Source organism: Curtobacterium sp. 458 (genome assembly GCF_030406605.1).
In the GTDB taxonomy this organism is placed as follows: domain Bacteria; phylum Actinomycetota; class Actinomycetes; order Actinomycetales; family Microbacteriaceae; genus Curtobacterium.
In genome coordinates this window covers 1,052,682-1,072,987 of the sequence record NZ_CP129104.1, presented here as the reverse complement: position 1 = coordinate 1,072,987, position 20,306 = coordinate 1,052,682, and the positions used below count along the sequence as shown (strand labels likewise).

Sequence of the window (20,306 nt, the reverse complement as noted above, 5' to 3'; positions counted from 1 at the left end):
ATGGCGTTCGCGAAGCCCGGACGCGCGGCGCTGATCGTCGCGCTGATCGGTCTGCCGACGTTGGGCTTCGCGGGGGTCTCGGTGCTGTTCGCCTCGACGCAGCCCACGACCGCCGAGCAGCTCCGGTACGACCTCGGGCACGCCCAGGCGCAGATGACGACCCAGCAGCCCGATGCCCGCGGCATGCGGCAGGACCCGGTGCAGTGGACCGCCACCGACACCGAGACGAACAGTCCCGCGGCGAAGGCCGACGACGACACCCCCTTCGCGGACGTCACGGAGTACGTGCCGAAGGGTGCGCTCGCGATCCCGGTGACGACCACCGACGTCGTGCTGCGCGGTGCGCACGGCCCGGTCGGCACCACGGCGACCCTCGGTGACACGTGGGATCCGGTGCTCGACGGGCACTGGCACGTCCTCGACGGCACGGCTCCGACGGCACGCGACCAGGCGATGATGACGCCGGCGATGCTCGCGAAGACCGGGCTCCACATCGGTGACACGGTCGACGTGACCGACCCGGTGACGAAGCGGTTCACCATCACGGGGACGATGCGCGACCTCGGGCAGGACCCGGACGAGACGGCGGTCTACCTGCCATGGGGGAGCATCGCCGCGGACGCCGCCCCGATCTCGACGGGCCGGTCCGATGCGGGCGCGGTCACGGTCTACCTGCCGACGGACGCCCCGACGTGGTCGGAGATCAAGCGGTTGAACGACCACGGCATCGTCGTGCAGTCGCGTCCGGTCGTGCTCGACCCGCCGGACGAACGGGTCGACGGCTCCTCGGGTCCGCAGAGCCTCGGGTGGTACATCGCCGGACTCGGACTCGTCGGGGTGTTCGCCCTGTTCGAGGTCGGCCTGCTCGCCGGTGCAGCGTTCCTCGTCGGCACCCGCGCCGACGCCCGCTCGTACGCGATCCTGACGAGCGTCGGCGCGGAGCGGGGAGTCGTGCGGTCGGTCGTCGCCGGGTCCGGACTCGTGCTCGGGACGGCCGGGGCGGTCCTCGGGACGGCGATCGGCGTGGGGATCGGCGCGCTCGCGTTCCACCTGCTCGACAACGGCAACGTGAACTCCTTCCCCGGGCTGCACGTCCCCGCGGTGATGCTCCTCTGCATCGCGGTCGCCGGGGTCCTCGCCGGTGTCCTGTCCTCCCTCGCCGCAGCCCGTGCCGCCACCCGGGTGAACGTGCTGGCCGGTCTCCGCGGGTCGCTCCGCCCGGAGACCCCGAGCCGGGCGGCGACCCGCCGTCGTCGTACGTGGGGACCGCTCCTCATCGTCGTCGGCGCCGTCATGACCCTCGCGTGCGGCATCGGTGTCCTGGTCCTGAACGACCGGCCGGAGCAGAGCGGGCAGCGGGACCACTGGGCGTGGGTGGTCGGTGCCGGTGTGGCGATCGGGCCGTGCCTCGTGCAGCTCGGGGTCGCGATCTGCTCGCCGTGGGTGCTCGACCTCGTCGCGCGCGTGTCGAGCCGGTTCGGTCTCGCCGCGCGGATGGCCGGACGCGATGCCCGCCGGAACCCGGTGCGGACGGTCCCGGTGCTCGCCAGTGTGATGAGCGTCGTGTTCGTCGCGTCCGTGGTGATCACGTGGAACGCGTCGCAGCACGCCCAGTACGTCCGCGACTACCAGTACAGCACCGCGGTCGGGGTGGCCACGGCAGACGTCCAGCGGCTCGACGGGCGCTCCTTCCCGCAGGGACACGACGCTGCGGTGACGGCACGGGCGGCCGAGGTCAGCGCGCGCGTGTTCGACCACGACCGCATCCGGGTGCTCGGGATCCTCGACGAACAGGCGACCGAGGACCCCAGCACCCTGACCCAGCTCCACCTCTGGGAGCGGCCCGAGGACTGCGGCGCCGCATTCTGCAGCTCTTGGCTCGAGCCCGGCGGCGGGAGCTCACACGTCCTCACCGGCACCGTCGACGACTACGCCGTGCTCACCGGGCACCGGCCGTCCGCGGCCGTCCGCGACGCCCTGGCGAACGGGAGGGCCGTCTCGCTCTGGCCCGAGTACGTGCACGACGACGCGGTCCGGCTCGACACCTTCCACGACCGCAGCTGGAAGGACGCGACGTCGCCCGACCCGGACCACCCCGACGCGACGACGAGCATCCCGGCGGTCCTCGACGAGCAGGACCCGCCGATCCAGGTCGGCGTCTTCATGACGAAGGCGACGGCCGAACTGTACCGGGTCCCCGCGGTGGACGGCCTCCTGGTCACGCGGCTCGACGGCGAGGTCTCGCCCGAGCAGTTCGGCGAGCTGGCCTCGGCGTGGCGGAGCTACGGGGGCTCGGCGCGTGCGGAGGCGTCAGCACCGAGCTTCTCCTACGAGGCCGGCCCGGTCGACGCCAGTGCACCGGTCCGGGCGCTGGCACTCGCCCTCGCTGCGGCCGTGACCATCGGCGCCACCGCGGTCGCGATCGGGCTCGCCCGTGCCGACGGCCGTCGGGACGACGAGGTGCTCGACGCGATCGGGGCCGCGCCACGCCTGCGTCGACGCTCCACGGCGTGGCAAGCCGCCATCCTCACCTCCGTCGGCGCGGTGATCGGCACCGTGCTCGGTCTCCTGCCGATCCGTGCGCTGACCCTGCGCTTCGGGGAGACACCGCCGGGGGTGAGTCACATGCCGTTCGTGGCGGACTGGCCCGTGCTGGGTCTGCTCGCGATCGGGCTGCCCGTCCTCGTGACCACGGCCACGTGGCTCACGTCCGGACGTGGTCGACGTCTGGCGGTACGCCGTGCACACTGAGGCGCTCCCAGCGACGGGTGCGAGAAGCCACAGTCACCGCGACGATTCCCCAGGTCTGGGGTCTGGTTCTCGCGGCGGATCCGAGGGATACCTGTAGTCGTGTCCCGCACCAGCCACCTCGTGGTCCTCATGAGCATCATCGCCTCCGCCGCCCTCGTCGGCACCGGCGCCGTCGTCATCGCCACCGCGCACACCGCGGCAGCCGACGGAGCCGTCGCCGCCCAGCAGGAGACGGTCATCCGGAAGGACGCCGTCCTCCGGCGGGACGCCGCGCTCCGACGGACGCCGGACCAGGTGGTCCGGGGCGCGCTCGACACGGCGCACGCCACGGACGCCGTCACCTTCGCGTACGCCGGGGACTCCATCACGGCGCGGCCCGACTCGTGGCTGCACCAGCTCGAGGGTGACCCAGACCTCCACGCGGTGGGCGGCTACGCGCACAGCGGGTACCGCTCCGACCAGGTCCTGCACGAGATCGGACCGGTCCCGGACGCCGACGTGCTCGTCGTCGAACTCGGGACGAACGACGTCAACCAGGCCGTCCCCGTCGGACGGATCACCGCGAACGTCGACGCCGTCGTCCACAAGGTCGACGCGCACCACGTGCTGATCGTCGCCGGGCCGCCGTCGGATCGCACGACGAGCCTGTGGGGCGCCGACCGACGGGCGGGCCAGCTCGTCCTCAGTCGGGAGCTCCGCGCCGAGGCCCAGGAGCACGGGTGGTCCTACGTCGACCCGTTCACGGCCATCCGGACGTCCGACGGCGCGTACGAGCCGGGGACGACGCCCGACGGGATCCACCCCACGGCCGCCGCGAACGTCCGGGTCGCCCAGGACATGGCAGACGCGATCGAGGCAGCCGCGCGCTGACCCGGGCCCGGGCCGGACCCAGCAGTGTTCACCGGCCGACGCAGCTCCCGGGGAACGGCTCACTCGGGCAGCGGCTCCGCGTAGGTGCGGAACTCCCCGCGCTCGGTGTGCATCGTCCACAGGCGATCGGCGACCGCTGCGCCCGAGTGGTCCTCCTGCCCGTCGTCGATCCCGAAGGGGATGATGAGCTGCCCGACGTGCACGTTCTCCTCGGCGACGGCGTCGTGCAGCAGTTGTGCGTAGGCGCTCTCGCCGGCGAACGCCACCGACGTCCCGGTCACCCGAGCACCGGGCCGGACCGCGCTGCCGCCGTTGACGAACAGGATGGTCCCCTTCCCGAGGGCCCGCATGCCGGGGAGCACCTGGCGGACGGCGTTCACGGAGCCGTACACGGAGAACTCGATCGGTCCGACGAGGTCCTCCGCGGTCGTCTCGAGCACGGGCCGCATGTACTCCTTGGCGGGCAGCGGGCTGTACTGCAGCACCTCGATCGGCCCGAGCTGCTCGGTCGCCCGCTCGAGGGCGGCACGGAGGGAGTCCCCGTCGCGGACGTTCGCGGCGAAGCCGGCGGCCGTGTGGCCCTGCTCGCGGAGCTGTGCGGCGAGGGAGTCGAGTCGGTCCTGGTTGCGCGAGATCAGCGCGACCGAGAACCCCTCGCGGGCGAAGCGGGCGGCGGTCTCGACGCCGAGGCCCTTGCCGGCACCGACGATGGCGATGGTGGTCATGGTGTGGTCCTTCCGGGACGACGGTGTCCGGGCTGCGGCCCGTCTGCGGGACCGTCCGGTCCCGCAGACGTCCACTGAACCAGCGGGCGCTCGGTGGAGGCGGGTCCTGTCGTACCCCCTCTCGGACGGGAGGCGCGGGGCGGCGCCGCCACGCGCCTCCCGGCAGACACGTGGCGGCACTGAGTGCCCGTACAGGCTCCTCACGACCGGAGCGTGTGCAATCGGGACACGACCCCGGGAGGCACACCGTGCACACGACCACCCGCCGCGCCTGGAGCGCCATCGGCGCGGCCGCCGCCACGGCCCTCGTCCTGTCGGCCTGCACCGGCGGCGGTGCACGGACGGCACCGGACACCGTCACGTCGAGTCCGGCGCCCTCGTCGACGGCGACCGTCGCGTCACTCGTGCCGGACGGGGAGCCCGCCGACGTCGTGACCGGCCTCGACGCACCGTGGTCGGTCGTCCGCACCGGCGACGGTCCCGAGGCACTCATCAGCGAACGCGACTCGGCGAAGGTGCTCGAACTCGCGGCGGACGGCAGCACGCGGGAGGTCGGCACGGTCCCTGGCGTCCGGTCCGGCGGCGAGGGCGGACTGCTCGGGCTCGCGCTCCACGACGGCGACCTGTACGTGTACTCGACCGCCGAGGACGGCAACCGCATCCAACGCTTCGCGCTCGCCGGCGACACGGGCTCGTACCGTCTCGGCGACGCCACCACGATCCTCGACGGGCTGCCGTCGAGCGGCATCCACAACGGTGGACGCATCGCGTTCGGTCCGGACGGCATGCTCTACGCGAGCGTGGGGGACGCCGGCAACGGGCCCGATGCGCAGGACCGCGACTCCCTCGCGGGGAAGATCCTGCGGATGACGGCCGACGGGGACGTCCCGGCCGCGAACCCGTTCCCTGACTCGTACGTGTGGAGCCTCGGACACCGCAACGTGCAGGGCATGGGCTGGGCCGAGGACGGCACGATGTTCGCCGCCGAGTTCGGGCAGAACACCTGGGACGAGCTCAACCTCGTCGAGAAGGGCTCGAACTACGGCTGGCCGGAGTTCGAGGGGAAGGGCGGGACGGACGAGGGGTTCGTCGACCCCGTGCAGCAGTGGGCCACGAGCGACGCCTCCCCGAGCGGCCTCGCGGTGATCGGTGACACGGTCTTCGTGGCGAACCTGCAGGGCGAGTCGGTCCGGGCGGTCCCCGTGTCCGACCCGTCGCAGTCGACCGAGTGGTTCGGCGGCGACTTCGGGCGCGTCCGCACCGTGCTGGAGGGCCCCGAGGGTGTGCTCTGGTTCGTGACGAACAACACCGACGGACGGGGTGACCCCCAGGACGACGACGACCGCATCGTCGCCGTCCCGCTGTCCCGGGGCTGAACAGGGGTTCCGGCAGCACCCCGCACGCCGCGCGGCCGCGGAAGTACGGTGACGGCATGGACCACCGTGACGAAGCCCGCGACTTCCTCTCGAGCCGCCGCGCCCGGATCACCCCCGAGCAGGCCGGCGTCGAGACCTTCGGCGGGCGCCGGCGCGTGTCGGGGCTCCGGCGGGAAGAGGTCGCACGGCTCGCGGGCGTGAGCATCGACTACTACACCCGACTCGAGCGGGGGAACCTCCAGGGCGTCTCGGACAGCGTGCTCGACGCGATCGCCGGGGCGCTGCAGCTCGACGGGGCCGAGCACGAACACCTCCGGGACCTCGCGAAGCACCAGAACGACTCCCCGAGGCGGGCCGGTCGGACCACCCCGGTCGCGGCGGTGCGCCCGGAGCTGCAGTACCTGCTCGACGTCATCACGGACGCGCCGGCGATGATCCTCAACAACCGGCAGGACATCGTCGCGGCGAACGACCTCGGGTACGCGATGCACTCCGTCCAGGTCGACTCCCCGGACCGGCCGATGAACTTCTCGCGCTTCATCTTCCTGCACCCCGTCGCCCGGGAGTTCTACCCGGACTGGCAACGGGCCGCGCACACGAACGTCGCGATCCTCCGCCGTGAGGCCGGACGGAACCCGCACGACAGGGACCTCGCGGCGCTCATCGGGGAGCTGTCGATGCGGAGCGACGGGTTCCGCGAACTCTGGGCCTCGCACGACGTCCGCCGGCACTACGCGGGCGTGAAGTCCTTCCGGCACCCGGTCGTCGGCCCCCTCGAGCTGCACTTCCAGACGCTGGAGCTCGCCGAGGACCCGGGGCTGTCCCTGACGATCTACCCGGCGACCCCGGGCAGCCCCACCGCCGACGCCCTCCGGGTGCTCGCCTCGTGGGCCGCGACGGAGCGCATCGGGGAGCGGGCCCGCGCGCTCGTTTGACGTGTGACGGAGGCCCTGCCGTGAGGGGTGTCGGCAGCCCCTGTCTCGGCCGTCGCGTCGGTCCTAGCGTGGAGGGACCCGAACCCGATCCGGAAGGACGCACGATGACCGACACCTCGTCCATCGAGACCCCCGCCGCGGCCTCCGGCACGACGTCGTCCTGGGGACGGCTGCGGTTCCGCTGGCAGGCCGAGCAGGAGCTCCACGAGCTGACCCGCGACCGTGCCCGGGAGGACCGGGTGCGCGCCGAGGCCGCCGTCCGGCTCGCTCCGAGCGCGGCCGCCTTCGCCGAGCTCTTCCGCCGGTGACCGACCATGGCCGAGCCGGGATGACGCCGGGCCGCACGCTGCTGTTCGCCGTCGCGGGCGGCGCGGCCGTCGGCAACCTCTACTGGGCGCAGCCCCTGCTCGACGACATCGCGTCGTCGCTCGGCACGTCCGCCGCGCTGGCCGGACTGCTCGTCACCCTCACCCAGGTCGGGTACGCCCTCGGCATCCTGCTCGTGGTGCCGCTCGGCGACGTCCTCGACCGCAAGCGGCTGATCCCCGGTGTGTTGATCGCCTCGGCCGCCGCGCTCCTGTTCGCCACCGTGGCCCCCTCGTTCGCGGTCCTGCTCGTCGCCCTCGCATTCGTGGGGCTCACGACGGTCGCCGGGCAGCTGCTCATCCCGCTCGCCGGCGACCTCGCCGATCCGGCGTCGCGGGGCCGGGTCGTCGGCACGATCGCCTCGGGTGTGCTCACGGGCATCCTCGTGTCCCGCACGGTGAGCGGACTCGTCGCGGAGGCCTTCGGGTGGCGCGCGATCTACGTCGTCGCCGCGGCCGCCGCGCTCGTCTTCGCCGTGCTGCTGCGCCGTGCGGTCCCCCAGCTCGACCGCCGCGAGCGGGTGCCGTACCCGACGCTCATCGTCTCGGTCTTCCGGGCCGTCGCCGCACACCGCTCCGTCCGCGTCACGCTCGTGATCAGCGCGACGGTGTTCGCGGTGTTCACGATGTTCTGGACGGCCCTGACGTTCCTGCTGAGCGGCGAGCCCTACGGGTACTCGACCTCGGCGATCGGCCTCGTCGGGCTGGCCGGACTCGCCGGTGCCGTGGCGGCCCAGCGCGTCGGACGACTCCACGACCGGGGCCTCTCCGTCCCGGTCACCGGTGGAGCGCTCGTCCTCGTGCTCCTGTCACTCGTGGTCGCCGGGCTCGGCGCCCGGTCGATCGTCGTCGTGCTCGTCGCGGTCGTGTTGCTCGACGTCGGGGTGCAGGCGGCGAACGTGCTCAACCAGACGCGGCTGTTCGCGATCGACCCGGCCGCGAGGAGCCGGCTCAACACGGCGTTCGTGACCGGGAACTTCGTCGGCGGTGCGATCGGTTCGACCGTGGCCTCGGTGCTGTGGAACGTCGGCGGGTGGACGGCGGTGACGGTCGGTGGCGCGGTGCTGCTCGGCTTCGCACTCACCGTGTGGGCGGTGCACCGGCGCCGCGGACTCGTCGTCACCGCCGGTCACTGACCCGGTCACACGACGAGCGGCCGCGCCACCTCGACCTCGCCGTTGTCGACGAGCCACCGCACCGCGTCGAGCACGGTCGCCTCGGCCGTGTACGCCGGCTCGTACCCGAGCACCCGCCGGGTCTCGTCGAGGCTGAAGACCTGCGACCGTGACAGGTGCTGCCAGCTGGCGTCGGCGTCGTCGGGAGCCGTGGTCTCCCGGAACCGGTCCCACGAGACGGACTCGAGCCGCGCCTCCTGGCCGAACCACGACGCGACGAGGTGGGCGTACCCACGGACGGTGAGCGCCGTCGGGGCCGTCACGAAGCAGGCCTCGCCGACGGCGGTGTGCCGGTGCTCGACGGCGAGCTGGAACGCCTGCGCGACGTCGTCCGCGTGGACGTGCGCCATCGACTCGGCACCGAGGCCGGGGACCTCGACCGGCTCGCCCGCGGAGAGGCGTGTGATGACCGAGGTGTCGAGGTTGCCCAGCGGACCGATCGGCACCCAGCCCGGCCCGCTGATGTGGCCCGGGTGCAGCGTCGTCGTCGCGACACCGCCTGACACGGTTTCCTCCTTGTACAGTCGGGCGATCGCGTCCTTCTGCTCGCCGTACTCGCCGAACGGCGGCGTCGCGTTCTGCTCGGTGATGGGCAGCACGTGCGAGACGCCCGCCCGCCAGATCGAGCCGCAGTGCACGAGGTGCGTGTCCGACCCGCGGAGCGCGTCGAGCATCGCCCGGGCGCTGTCGACGGTGAAGCACACGAGGTCGATCACCACGTCGGCGTGCAGTGCGGCGATGCGGGAGCCGAAGGTACCGTCGCGGTCCTCCTGCTCACGGTCGGCGGTGACCCGCTCGACCTGCTCCCACTCCGGGGCGTCGACGTAGGCGGAACGGGTCCCGCGGGTGACGATCACCACCTCGTGGCCGGACCGGACGAGACGCGGGACGAGGAAGGTGCCGATGTGGCCGGTGGCTCCGATGACGACGATGCGCATGCCGGCCACGCTAGGCCTGGTGTCCTGCGGACCGGAATGTTCCAGCGCGGAACGGACTTGCTGCCCGCATGGCTGCACGATCCGGTGGTGTGGGCCTGCGCTCCGAGCGCGGGCCGATCCTGCTCTCCCTCATGCTCGCGACCGCGCTGGTCGCCCTCGACTCGACGATCATCGCCACTGCGTCGACGTCGATCGCCCGGGACCTCGGGCACTTCCAGCAGCTCCCGTGGCTGTTCTCCGTGTACCTGCTCGCCCAAGCGGTGTCGGTGCCGATCTACGGCAGGCTCGCGGACGTCCTGGGCCGGAAGCGCCTGCTCCTCGTCGGGATCGGGCTGTTCCTGCTCGGGTCGGTTCTGTGCGGCGCCGCCTGGTCGATGCCGGCGCTCATCGCGGGCCGGGTCGTGCAGGGTCTCGGCGCCGGTGCCGTGCTGCCGGTCTCGATGACCATCACGAGCGACATCTACACGCTCGAGGAGCGGGCGAAGACCCAGGGGTACCTCGCGTCGGTGTGGGGCATCTCGTCCGTGGTCGGCCCGACGCTGGGCGGGGTGTTCAGCGAGCTCGGCGCCTGGCGGTGGATCTTCTGGATCAACGTCCCGCTGGCGGTCGTCGCGGGGTTCATGCTCGTCCGGGCATACACCGAGCAGCGCTCCACCGACGGGCCCCGCCAGCGCATCGACTACCCGGGTGCCGTGCTGCTGACGCTCGGGACGACCGCCCTGTTGCTCGGGCTGCTCGAGGGCGGGACGGCATGGGCGTGGGACTCGGGTGCCTCCATCGGCATCTTCGCCGCCGCGGTCGTCTTCCTTGCGGTGTTCATCGTCGTGGAGCTCCGGACCGCGCACCCGATCTTCTCGCTCGCACTCCTGCAGCGTCGGGTCGTGGCGGCCTCGACGATCGCGTCCCTCGTCATCGGTGTGATCGTGATGGGGCTCTCGACCTACGTCCCGATCTACGCGCAGGACGTCCTCGGCACGTCGGCGCTGATCGCCGGGTTCGCCCTCGCCGCCCTGACCCTCGGCTGGCCGATCTCCGCCTCGCAGGCCGGGCGGTTCTACCTGCGGTGGGGCTTCCGTGTGACGGCGCTCATCGGGTCGTCGCTGGTGCTGCTCGGCGCTGCGGCCACGATCGCGCTGGGGTCGTCCTCGTCGGTGTGGCTCGTCGCGGTGTCCTGCTTCGTCGTCGGTGCCGGCATGGGCCTCACGGCGGTCCCGACCCTGATCGCGGCGCAGTCGTCGGCAGCCCACGACGAGCGCGGAGCGGTGACGGGGACGAACATGTTCGCGCGGTCGATGGGGTCGGCGATCGGCGTCGCGGTGTTCGGCGCGGTCGTGAACGCTCATGTGCGGCTGGACGCGGCAGGTGCTCCCGAGGGACCCGGGCTCATGACGGCGATGCACGTCGTGTTCGTGTCGATCGCGGTCATCGCGCTGGTGCTGCTCGTGGCGGTGTCGTTCATGCCGGGGCACCGCCTGCGCGCGGAGGCGACCGCTCCCGCGGAGCCCGCAACCGCCTGAGGTGGTCACCACCCACCGGCCGGGAGGCGCGGTGCGGGCCCGCCCCGTGCCTCCCGGCCGACCGGTGGTCGCGCCCAGTGCGCCAAGACTCGGCTCCGCGGACACGTTCGTGGTGCGCACACCGCGGATCGGTCCGCCGAGCCGAGTCTCGGGGTCGCGGCGCACGCAGCGCGCAGCACGCAGTGCGGCGCGCGTCAGTCGGCGGTGACGGCCTTCACGGAACCGGCGATCACGGCGGCGTCCTCGGCGAGCGCCACCACGGGGTCCGGCAGGTGCGTGACGCCGCCGACGGCCTTCCGCGCCGCCCAGCCGACGAAGCTGCCGACGATCGCACCGACGCCGCCGAGGATCGCACCCTCGACCGCGAGGTTGCGGCGACCCGTCGTGCCGAGCGCCGCACCCGCGAGCGCACCCGATGCGACCCGGCCGAGGATCGCCGGGAAGCCGATCCGGCTCGGCGTCGCCGGGAGCTTGTCGCCGATGAGCTCGCCGACCGCACCCGCGACGAGCAGTCCGCGACCGAGCGGCGTCGCGAAGACCTTCCAGTCCTGCCACGCGCCGGAGAGCTTCTTGTTGCCGTGGTTCAGCGCGAGCACGGCAAGGGGTGTGGCGCTGCGGCCGCCGCTCAGGACGCCCAGCGCGAGGGTCCGGACGAGGGTTCGCTGTTCGTGGTCGGTGCTCATCGGTGTCTCCTCCTGGCTGACGCGTCGTGGTCCGCTCGTGACGGTACGCACCCCGTGCTGTGAGGGGTCGCCTCTCCACAGCCGACGCCCACCCCTACCGCGGGCGCCGCGGTGCTCCTACGATCGGCGCATGAGCACGATCACGGTCGAGCGGCGGGAGCACGTCGATGCCGCGCCCGCCGCCGTCCTGCCGCACCTGGCGGACCTCACCCGGTGGCAGGCGTGGTCCCCGTGGGAAGGTGCCGACCCGGACCTCCACCGCGAGTACACCGGCGAGCCGGGGACGGTCGGTGCGACGTACGCGTGGTCGGGCAACCGGAAGGCCGGAGCGGGCAGCATGCGGGTCACCGAGGTCACGCCCGACGGGGTCGTCGTCGCGCTGGAGTTCACGAAGCCGTTCCGGTCGAGCAGCGTCTCCCGGTTCGTGCTCGTCCCGACGGGCGACGGCACCGACGTCACCTGGCGGATGGAGAGTCCGCGGACGTTCATGACCCGGGTGTTCCCGCTCGACAAGCTCGTCGGACCGGACTTCGAGAAGGGACTGCGCCAGCTCCGCGCCGTCGTGGAGCGCGGCTGAGTCGCACGGAGGCCCGCCGGGTACCGTCCGGGTGATGAGCAACGTCATCCTCTTCGGCGGTCACGGGAAGGTCGCGCTCCTCGCGACGAAGATCCTCAGCGACCGCGGCCACACCGTCACGTCCGTCATCCGCGACGCCGACCAGTCCGACGAGGTCCGGGCGCACGGGGGCGAGCCCCGCGTCGCGGACATCCAGGAGCAGACCCTCGAGTCGTTCACGGACCTCGTGCGCGGGCACGACGCCGTCGTGTGGTCGGCGGGCGCCGGTGGCGGGTCCGCGGACCGGACCTACGCGATCGACCGTGACGCCGCGGTGCTGACCGTCCAGGCGGCCGCCCGTGCCGGTGTCGAGCGCTACGTGATGGTGTCGTGGTCCGGATCGGTCCTCGACCACGGGGTGCCCCAGGACGACGACTTCTTCGCGTACGCGCAGTCGAAGTACGTCGCCGACGCGGTGCTCCGCGACTCCGGGCTCGCGTGGACCGTGGTCGCGCCGAGCACCCTCACCGACGACGAGCCCACCGGCAGCGTCGACTGGGACGGCTCGTCGTCGGAGGTGCCCCGCGGTGACGTCGCGCACGTGGTCGCCGACGTCGTCGAGGCCCCCTCCACCGCCGGGCGCACGATCCGCTTCAACGGTGGGTCCACGGCGATCGCGACGTTCCTGCGGGCAGCGGCCGACTGAACAGGTTGACGACGGTGCCGTCGGGATCGCGGAACAGCGTCGAGCGGTTCCCCCACGGCATCGTCGTCGGTTCGAGGACGACGTCGTCGAGCAGGTCGCGCAGCCGCGCGAACTCGGCGTCCACGTCAGCGACCTCGAACTCCACGAGCACCGAGTCGTTCCTGCCGGGCTGCGGCGCGCGGTCGCCGAGCATCGCGACGGTGGCGGTGGAGCCGATCGCGAGCACGGGACCGTGGTCGCCCCGGAACTCCGCGAAGACGGGTGCCGGTCGGTGGGCCGTGGTCCCGGTGACCTGTTCGTAGAAGGCGACGAGTCGGTCGAGGTCGTCGGTGATGATGCGGATCGATGCGAATGCCATGTCGGCAGTGTGGGGGTGCTCCGCGACACCGTCCTGTCGGTGATTCCCGACGGCGCGACGGGCAGCGCGGTCAGTCCTCGACCGCGTGCCGGGTGACACCGTGCGGGATGTCGAGCTCGTCGGCGCGGAACGGTCGCAGGGGCGCGTGCTCGCCGGTGGGCTCGAGCGATTCGATCCTGCCGGCACGGAAGGCACGGACGGCCCGCCGCAGACGGCACCAGGCGACGAGGTACCAGACGCCGTCGCGGACGACGTACCCGAGGGGCTCGACCTCGCGGTCGCTCGGCTCGCCGTCCCGGTCACGGTACCGGAGCCGGAGGACCGCGCCGTCGCGCAGCGCTGCGGTCACGACGTCGCCGACCGGGGTGTCGTCGTCAGGTTCGAGGAACGCGATCCGCCGCGCGACGGCCAGTGACTCCGCGAGCCGCTCGTCCCGTGTCGCGGCGTGCACCTTCCCGAGGGCGCTCGCGGCGGCGGCTCGGAACGGCCCGGTCGTGAGGGCACCGAGGCCGACGGTGACGGCGAGCGCCTCGTCCACCGTCAGGCCGAGCGGCGCGAGGGTGTGCTCGCGGTCGAGGCAGTAGCCGCCGGTCCGGCCCGGCTCGGCCCAGATCGGCACACCCGACTGCTGCAGGGCGGAGAGGTCGCGCTCGACCGTGCGGACGCTCACCTCGAACCGTTCCGCGAGGCGGCGGGCACTCAGCGGTCGCGGCGCGACCGCGCGGAGTGCCTCCACCAGCGCGTAGAGCCGGTCGGTGCGGTTCACTGGGTGACCGGGAGGCGGACGGGAGGCACGGTGCGGCCCGGCCACGGGCCTCCCGGTCGACGGGCGGAGACCGCGGAGGGATCGCTGCGGCGGTCGGTCATCCCCCGATCGTAGGACGGTCCCCGGGCTGGACCACGCGCCGGTCGGAAGCCGCCCACCGGAGCAGTGATCCGCCCGCGAGCGCGCCGACGAAGTCGGCCGCCAGGTCGCCGATCGTGTCGTCGTAGCTCACGAAGATCGACGCGTCCAGGGAGGTGTGCCCCACCCACTCGCCGATCTCCCACACACCGCCGATCGCGAGGCCGGCCGCTCCGCAGACCACGACGAGGGCGGCGACCGACAGCGTCCGCACGTCCTGCAGCACGCCGAGGTCGGACGCGATCAGGCACAGCAGGATGCCGAGCAGGCCGACCAGCACGACGTGCACGGCCTTGTCCCACCCGTACACGGTCGTGTACCAGTCGAGCGTGCTGCTCCACGCGGCGACGGACGACAGCACCCCGACGGCGAGGTCGAACGCCGGCCGCAGCCCGAGCATCCGTGGGACGACCGCTCCGAGGAGCGCGAGCAGAGCGACGGCGAGGTCGATCGCGCCCCAGCCGATCGCCGCGACCGGGACGCTCAGCGCCACGAGGACGCGGACGACGTCGGCAGCCCACTCCGTACCGCGCGGCGGCCGGAGGAACGTCGGACCGAGCGTCCGGAGCAGGGCGCGGGTGCTCACACGGCCTCCCACCGGAGAACGGCCGAGACGGCGGCGTGGTCGGAGAACGCGGGGTCGCCGGGTGCGCCCGTGGTGATCGTCGCGGACCGCACCCGGGCACGGGTGCCGTGGCCCGGCCGCACCAGGACGCGGTCGAGGCGTGCGCCGCCGGGCTTCGGTGGCCGGTGGTTCGTGTACGTGCCCACCGCGGTGGATTCGGGCGCCTCCGCGAGGTCCCACGTGTCGAGGAGCCCTGCCGCGCCGAGCACCCGGGCGACCCCTGACCGTTCCGATGCGTTCCAGTCCGCCATGGCCACGACGGGCGTCCCGGCGTCCCGCGCGAGGGCACCGACGAGCCGGGCGCCGTTCCGGAGCGCGAGCGGCGAGAACGGGTCGAGGTGGGTCGCGATCGCGGTGAAGCGCACCCCGGTGGCCAGGTCGTCGAGGACCGCACTCACGGCGATCCGCGGGAAGAGGCTGCCCCAGGACCGGGAGCCGATCCGGTCCGGTCGTCGTGACAGCGCCATCGTGCGACGGTCGACCACGCGCAGCCGCTCAGCGTCGACGAAGAGTCCGACGTGCTCGGCGTCGCGGGCTCGGCTGCGGGGCGCGACGACGGCTCGCCAGCGGGTGCCGAGGGCTGCCCGGACGGTGTCGAGCTGGGCGGGGACGGCCTCCTGGACGGCCAGCACCGTCGGACGTTCGGCGTCGAGGAACGCGGCGAGCGCCCCACGGCGGTTGCGCCAGGCGTCCGGGTGGTCGCGCCGCAGGTGCGGGACGGGCCGCCGCACGTTGAGGGTCGTGCAGTGCAGGTCGGGGGCGTCGGTCACGCGGAGACCCCGGCGGCGGACTCCGGGGTCGAGGAGACCTCGGTGCCCCGTCGGGTTCGCGCAGGGCCGGTCGGTACCGGGAGAGTCCCGTCCCGGAAGCGTCGCAGCAGTCGCCCGGGCGGCACCGCGCGGAGCCCCGAGGCCGTGAAGGTGTGCTCGGCCTTGAGCGTCCGCCGGAGCAGACCCCGGGGATCCTGCACGGGGCCGCCCGACACGGTGACGACGAGCGTCCGGTCGAGAACGGTCCGCCATCGCGGGTCGAACTGCAGCGACAGGTCGACGTCGTCGTGCACGTTCGGGTCGGTGCGGTGCACGCGGTGCCGCACGGCTCGCCAGGCCGATCGACGGAACAGCGCGTTCGAGCCGTACAGCGGCGGCCGGCCGAGCGCGGCGGTCATCGTCACGAAGTAGGCGCGCATGTACATCGTCCGCCAGAACGCCGAGGCGATCGGCCCGAGGTCGCGGAACGCACCGGGGCCCGTGACCGCGGTGACGAGCGGGTCGTCGAACCACGGGAGCGCCCGCTCGAGCCAGTCGTCCGGGACGATCGTGTCCGCGTCGATCCGGGCGACCACGTCCCCGGTGCCGGCGTCGTACCCGGCGCTCGCGGCCGAGGCGATGCCGCGCAGGGGTTCGTGCACCACCCGGGCGCCGGCGGCGAGCGCGACCCGGACGCTGTCGTCGGTGCTGCCGTTGTCGACGACCACGACCTCGTCGGCCGGTCGGGTCTGCCTGGAGACGGCGGCGAGGCAGGCGCGGAGGTGCTCGGCGTCGTCGAGCACGGGGACGACGACCGTGACGGACGGGGGCGCTGCCATGGTCCCAACCAACCAGGAGCCGTCTGGGCGGTCGTGGCACTCCGCCGGCGAACGCGGCGGAGTGCGACCGCCGGTTCAGTACTTCGCCGCGATGCCCGTCATGTCCCCGAACCCGAGCGTGCGGCTCCCGAGGGCGCAGGGCCCCTCGGCCGCCTCCATCACCTGGCCGGTGCCGCTCGCGACGTGGCCGAGCCCGTAGAGGTGCCCCCACTCGTGCGTCGCGACGGCCTGCACGTCGAAGCGGTTCCCGGAGCACGACGCCGTGGACGACCACGCGTACTTCGTGGAGTACCGCTGGTCGGCCTCCTTCACGACGCCGTCCTGGTCGTACCAGACGCAGGTCACGCCGAGGGTCCCCGCCGGGAGCGCGCCCCAGCCGGTGACGCTGTACCCGCTGCTCGCCGAGCAGCCGCCCTTGGCGGTGACGTTCGGGGCCTGCGCGGCGGCGCGCACGTAAGTGTTCGCCGCGGTCGAGGTCACGGTCTTCCCGCACGACGAGATCTTGCCCGTCCAGGCGTTCGCGGCCTTCTGCAGGGCTGACTGCGCGTAGGTCCCCTTCGAGCCGGTGCCGTTGTAGTACCACTGCACCGTGCTCGACCACCGGTAGTCGTTCTGCTTGTTCGCGGTGCTCGTGCACTTCGTCGAGGCGGGGGCCTTCGTACCCGTCGTCGCGGCGCTGCCCGTCGCGCTGGCCGCGCTCTGTTGCTGCCGGACCGCGGTGGGTGCACCCTGCCAGGCGTCACCGACCCGCACCGCGACCCCGGCACGGCCGGTGTTCGCGACGACGACCTCGGGCGGCGCGGCTGCTCCCGGGGCGGCGACGCTCAGCGCGACGACGGACACACCGCGGGCCGGGATCGCGAAGGTGCGCCCGTCGGACAACCGGATGGTCCCGTCCGATGTCGTGCAGCCGGACCGGAGCGTCGAGAGGCTCAGCGTGCCGGACGGACACGAGGTCCCGGAAGCGTTCGCGGGCGCGGCGCTCGCAGGCGCGGCGTCTGCGGGCGCGGCGGTCCCGGCCGGCGCAGCGACGGCGATGAGCGCGGCGACGGCGGCGGATGCTCCGACCGCGGCGGTGCGCGGCGTGGTCCGGACGGACATGGTGGTTCCTCCCCGGGCGGAGGCCCTGTCCTCCGCCGTCCCTGATCGGCGCCCATGGTAAGCACGGGCACCCGCGTCCGTCAGGCCCTCGTTCGGGACCTGCGCGCTACGACTCGGGCACCGACACGATGCGGTTCTGGTACGCCCAGACCACGGCCTGCAACCGCGACTGGACCCCGAGCTTCGGGAGCATCCGCGCCAGGTGCGACTTCACCGTCGAGACCTCGACGACGAGGGCGGCCGCGATGTCCTCGTTGGACATCCCCTGCGCCAGGAGAAGCAGCACGTCGCGCTCCCGGGCGGTGAGCAACCCGTCGGCCCGGTCGCCCGTCACCGGCTGGAGGCTCCGGCGTGACACGAACTCGCGGAGCACCCGGCGGGTGAGCGCCTGGTCGAGCGTGCCGTTCCCCGCCGCAACCTGCCGGACCGCCCCGGTGATGACGTCGGGCTCGGCGTCCTTGAGCAGGAACCCGGACGCGCCGGCCTCGAGGGCGCCGAAGACGTAGTCGTCGAGGTCGAAGGTCGTGAGCATCAGCACCGCGACCTCCGGGTCGGCGCCGGGAGCGCAGAGCTCCCGCGCGACCTCGATGCCGTTCCGCACCGGCATCCGGATGTCGAGGCACGCGACGTCCGGACGGGTCCGTCGGGCGAGGTCGAGCGCTTCGCCGCCGTCGGCGGCGACCGCGACCACCTCGAGGTCGGGTTCCGCGTCCAGCAGTGCCGAGACGCCGGCGCGGACGAGCGGCTGGTCGTCCGCCACCAGGACCCGGATCACGGCTGCACCTCCGTGGCGGGCGGGAGCGGTGCCTCCCGGCCGAGCGTCAGCTCCACGAGCCATCCGCCTCCGTCCTGCGGACCAGCCTGGAGGCGCGCCCCGACCAGGTCCGCCCGCTCGCGCATGCCGCGGAGTCCGTTGCCGCCGGCGGCGGCCCCACCCCCGGTCGACGGCGTCGGGGCGTCGTTCGCGATGCGGACGACGAGCTGCTCCGCAGCGCGGTCGTCGAGGGTCACCGTGCACCGCGCACCCGGAGCGTGCAGCACCGCGTTCGCGAGCGACTCCTGCACCGCGCGGTAGGCGGCGAGCTGCGCGAGGGGTCCGATGCCGTCCGCGAGGGGGTGCTCGTCGGACGCGAGCACCTCGAGCTCGACCGGCATCCGCACGCGGGACCGTTCGACCAGGTCGACGATGCCCGCGATCGTCTCGACCGCGCGTTCGGCGGGGCCGTCCTCGCGGAGGAGCCCGACGAGGCGGCGGAGGTCCTCGAGGACGGCGGTGCTCTGCTCCCGGACCTGGCGGACACCCTCGTGGGCGCGGACCGGGTCGGTGTCGATCTGCCGGTCGATCGCCGCCGACATCAGGGCGATGCCGGACAGGTGGTGCGCGGCGATGTCGTGGAGTTCCCGGGCCATCGCGGCACGCTCCCGGCCGATCGCCGCCTCGACGCGGGCGTCCTGCTCCCGGTCGACGGCGGTCGCCTCGGCCGTGCGGGCGGCCCGGACGTCCCGCCGGGAGCGGACGAGCAGGGCGACCAGGAGCGGGAGGCCGACGGCACCGACGGCCTGCAGGGCACCGGCGCCTCCGGAGCTGGCCACGCCGTCGAGCGCGCCGGACCGGGTGGACCCGGACAGGACCGCGTCGTTGATCGCCGTGCCCGCCGCGACGAGCACCGCGGTGCCGACGAGGACCGGCCAGGTGCGGGCGAGGGGCTCACGGGAGCCGAGGAGGACGACCGCGACCGCCACGGGCAGCAGGACGAGGCTGTACGCGCCGCTCGGGGTCGATGCCGCAGCGGCCGCGATGATCGCGGTGCCGAGCGCGGTCGTCCGGGGCGCACGGCGCGCGAACAGCAGGAGCGCGGACGCGACGAGCAGGGAGATCAACAGGCTCACCCAGGCGGCGCTGCCGACCGGCGGCGTCCCCGAGGCGACCGCCGCCGACGACCCGAGCGACCCGGTCTCGTCGAGGCGGTCGAGGGCGTCGAGGCTCGGCAGGCCGCTGAGGAGCCCGACCGACACGAGCGCCGTCCCGGCCGCGACGACGAGGTCGGTGCGGGCGTCAGCGCGTGCCATCGTTCGATCCTACGAGGGTGCGGGCGGACGGCGTCGGCAGGCCGGTCGCTGCCGGTCGGACGTACCCGAGCCGACCGCGCGTCGCGACGAGCAGCACCGCGGCGGCCACGGTCGAGATCACGGTGAGTCCGAGCATCATCGTCCCGGCGGTCATGCCCGGGTACATGTCGGCCCAGAGCGTCGAGATCGTGTTGTTCACGCCGACGTGCAGGAGCAGGACCAGGGGCAGGCTCTCGCCCGTGCGGTTGAACGCCCAGATCATCACCACGTTGAACGTGATCGTGAAGGCGGCGAACACGAGCGGCTCGGTCCAGTGCGCGTCCGGCCAGCCGCCCCAGTCGCTGAGGTACAGCGGCATGTGCCAGAGCGCCCACAGCGGTCCGAGGATCCCGGCAGCGCCGAGCGGTCCGAAGCGGTCCTGCAGTCGGGGGAGGGCGAAGTCGCGCCAGCCGGGCTCTTCCGACAGCCCCGTCGTGAAGACCTGCACGACGAGCCCGGGGACGAGCATGAGCAGCGCCGCGGCACTCGGTGCCTGCACCTGTCCGCCGGACAGCGGCAGCCCGGACACCACGATGATCGCGGGGACCCCGACGAGCGCCAGGGCGTACCAGCGCCACGACACCCGCCAACGCCAGAGCCGGCCGACCCAGCGCCGGAGGCCCGGGCGGCCGTCCGTGACCGCGGTGACGAGGAACGCGCTGCCGAGCGGCCCCAGGAGTGCCCCGGGCAGGACGCCCGTGAACTGCGCGGTGCCGAGGAACTCGGGGAAGTGCACGTCCCACACCCCGAGGCCGTGCGGCGACAGGATGTAGGGCACCCACGCGACCCAGCTCAGGCCGAGGGCGAGCACGAAGAACGCGCGGAGGGGGTTCCGGGCGATGGTGCCCCGGATGCCCGGCCGGTCCGCGCCGGAGTGGATGTGGTTCGTCATGCCTCCGACGCTAGGAACGCGCCGCGCTCCGGACGACCGGCGGAGGGACGCACCTCCCGGACTTGCATCCTTCGGTGGAGGCCGCTGCGTGCAGCCGACCGTCCGTATGCTCGTGGACGACCCACCGCGGCG

21 protein-coding genes are annotated in these 20,306 nt (G+C 73.4%); 9 read left to right on the top strand and 12 right to left on the bottom strand.

The window, feature by feature from the left end; all coding sequences use genetic code 11:
- Complete coding sequence (locus tag QPJ90_RS05315) at positions 1–2,751, top strand: ABC transporter permease (RefSeq protein ID WP_290133420.1); 2,751 nt, start codon at positions 1–3, stop codon at positions 2,749–2,751.
- Between the two features lie 99 nt (positions 2,752–2,850).
- Positions 2,851–3,621 (top strand): SGNH/GDSL hydrolase family protein, encoded by a 771-nt coding sequence (locus tag QPJ90_RS05310; protein WP_290133419.1) that lies wholly within the window; start codon positions 2,851–2,853, stop codon positions 3,619–3,621.
- Positions 3,622–3,680: 59 nt separating this feature from the next.
- On the opposite strand, the gene QPJ90_RS05305 is transcribed toward QPJ90_RS05310, so the two are convergent.
- A complete protein-coding gene (locus QPJ90_RS05305; protein ID WP_290133418.1) occupies positions 3,681–4,346 on the bottom strand; it encodes an SDR family NAD(P)-dependent oxidoreductase in 666 nt (221 codons plus the stop codon).
- Positions 4,347–4,594: 248 nt separating this feature from the next.
- Here QPJ90_RS05305 and QPJ90_RS05300 point away from each other — a divergent pair, with 248 nt between their 5' ends.
- The 4 genes from QPJ90_RS05300 (at position 4,595) to QPJ90_RS05285 (ending at position 8,158) form a co-directional block, all read left to right on the top strand.
- Positions 4,595–5,722, top strand: coding sequence for a PQQ-dependent sugar dehydrogenase (locus QPJ90_RS05300; protein WP_290133417.1), 1,128 nt, complete (start codon positions 4,595–4,597; stop codon positions 5,720–5,722).
- A 56-nt stretch (positions 5,723–5,778) separates the two neighbouring features.
- A complete protein-coding gene (locus QPJ90_RS05295; protein WP_290133416.1) occupies positions 5,779–6,657 on the top strand; it encodes a helix-turn-helix transcriptional regulator in 879 nt (292 codons plus the stop codon).
- A gap of 104 nt (positions 6,658–6,761) precedes the next feature.
- The gene (locus QPJ90_RS05290; RefSeq protein WP_290133415.1) at positions 6,762–6,965 is read left to right on the top strand and encodes a hypothetical protein; all 204 of its coding nucleotides are present in this window, start codon (positions 6,762–6,764) and stop codon (positions 6,963–6,965) included.
- On the top strand, positions 6,962–8,158 hold the full coding sequence (locus QPJ90_RS05285; RefSeq protein ID WP_290133414.1) for an MFS transporter: 1,197 nt from the start codon (positions 6,962–6,964) through the stop codon (positions 8,156–8,158). The genes QPJ90_RS05290 and QPJ90_RS05285 overlap by 4 nt, the downstream gene beginning before the upstream one ends.
- 5 nt (positions 8,159–8,163) lie before the next feature.
- On the opposite strand, the gene QPJ90_RS05280 is transcribed toward QPJ90_RS05285, so the two are convergent.
- A complete protein-coding gene (locus QPJ90_RS05280; RefSeq protein WP_290133413.1) occupies positions 8,164–9,135 on the bottom strand; it encodes an NAD(P)-dependent oxidoreductase in 972 nt (323 codons plus the stop codon).
- Between the two features lie 68 nt (positions 9,136–9,203).
- On the opposite strand from QPJ90_RS05280, the gene QPJ90_RS05275 reads away from it, so the two are divergent.
- Entirely contained in the window at positions 9,204–10,652 is a 1,449-nt protein-coding gene (locus QPJ90_RS05275; RefSeq protein WP_290133412.1) for an MDR family MFS transporter, read from the top strand.
- Between the two features lie 194 nt (positions 10,653–10,846).
- On the opposite strand, the gene QPJ90_RS05270 is transcribed toward QPJ90_RS05275, so the two are convergent.
- Positions 10,847–11,335: a DUF4126 family protein gene (locus tag QPJ90_RS05270; protein WP_290133411.1), complete on the bottom strand. Its 489-nt coding sequence runs from the start codon at positions 11,333–11,335 to the stop codon at positions 10,847–10,849.
- Positions 11,336–11,465: 130 nt separating this feature from the next.
- Here QPJ90_RS05270 and QPJ90_RS05265 point away from each other — a divergent pair, with 130 nt between their 5' ends.
- On the top strand, positions 11,466–11,912 hold the full coding sequence (locus QPJ90_RS05265; protein ID WP_290133410.1) for an SRPBCC family protein: 447 nt from the start codon (positions 11,466–11,468) through the stop codon (positions 11,910–11,912).
- Positions 11,913–11,946: 34 nt separating this feature from the next.
- Entirely contained in the window at positions 11,947–12,597 is a 651-nt protein-coding gene (locus QPJ90_RS05260) for an NAD(P)H-binding protein (RefSeq protein ID WP_290133409.1), read from the top strand.
- Here QPJ90_RS05260 and QPJ90_RS05255 read toward each other — a convergent pair.
- The 9 genes from QPJ90_RS05255 to QPJ90_RS05215 all read right to left on the bottom strand — a co-directional run bounded on the left by QPJ90_RS05255 (position 12,545) and on the right by QPJ90_RS05215 (position 20,174).
- Positions 12,545–12,955, bottom strand: a complete 411-nt coding sequence (locus QPJ90_RS05255) for a VOC family protein (RefSeq protein ID WP_290133408.1) — start codon at positions 12,953–12,955, stop codon at positions 12,545–12,547. The two genes, QPJ90_RS05260 and QPJ90_RS05255, sit on opposite strands and share 53 nt — an antisense overlap.
- Positions 12,956–13,025: 70 nt before the next feature.
- A complete protein-coding gene (locus QPJ90_RS05250) occupies positions 13,026–13,721 on the bottom strand; it encodes a YafY family protein (RefSeq protein ID WP_290133407.1) in 696 nt (231 codons plus the stop codon).
- Between the two features lie 97 nt (positions 13,722–13,818).
- Entirely contained in the window at positions 13,819–14,445 is a 627-nt protein-coding gene (locus tag QPJ90_RS05245; RefSeq protein ID WP_290133406.1) for a hypothetical protein, read from the bottom strand.
- Positions 14,442–15,254, bottom strand: coding sequence for an endonuclease/exonuclease/phosphatase family protein (locus QPJ90_RS05240; protein WP_290133405.1), 813 nt, complete (start codon positions 15,252–15,254; stop codon positions 14,442–14,444). The genes QPJ90_RS05245 and QPJ90_RS05240 overlap by 4 nt, the downstream gene beginning before the upstream one ends.
- Entirely contained in the window at positions 15,251–16,072 is an 822-nt protein-coding gene (locus tag QPJ90_RS05235) for a glycosyltransferase family 2 protein (RefSeq protein ID WP_290133404.1), read from the bottom strand. The genes QPJ90_RS05240 and QPJ90_RS05235 overlap by 4 nt, the downstream gene beginning before the upstream one ends.
- Positions 16,073–16,147: 75 nt before the next feature.
- Entirely contained in the window at positions 16,148–17,173 is a 1,026-nt protein-coding gene (locus tag QPJ90_RS05230; RefSeq protein ID WP_290133403.1) for a hypothetical protein, read from the bottom strand.
- 106 nt (positions 17,174–17,279) lie between these two features.
- Entirely contained in the window at positions 17,280–17,948 is a 669-nt protein-coding gene (locus QPJ90_RS05225) for a response regulator transcription factor (RefSeq protein WP_290133402.1), read from the bottom strand.
- The gene (locus QPJ90_RS05220) at positions 17,945–19,243 is read right to left on the bottom strand and encodes a histidine kinase (protein WP_290133401.1); all 1,299 of its coding nucleotides are present in this window, start codon (positions 19,241–19,243) and stop codon (positions 17,945–17,947) included. The genes QPJ90_RS05225 and QPJ90_RS05220 overlap by 4 nt, the downstream gene beginning before the upstream one ends.
- Complete coding sequence (locus tag QPJ90_RS05215; RefSeq protein WP_290133400.1) at positions 19,230–20,174, bottom strand: type II CAAX endopeptidase family protein; 945 nt, start codon at positions 20,172–20,174, stop codon at positions 19,230–19,232. Before QPJ90_RS05215 ends, QPJ90_RS05220 begins: the two co-directional genes overlap by 14 nt.
- Between the last annotated feature and the right edge of the window lie 132 nt (positions 20,175–20,306).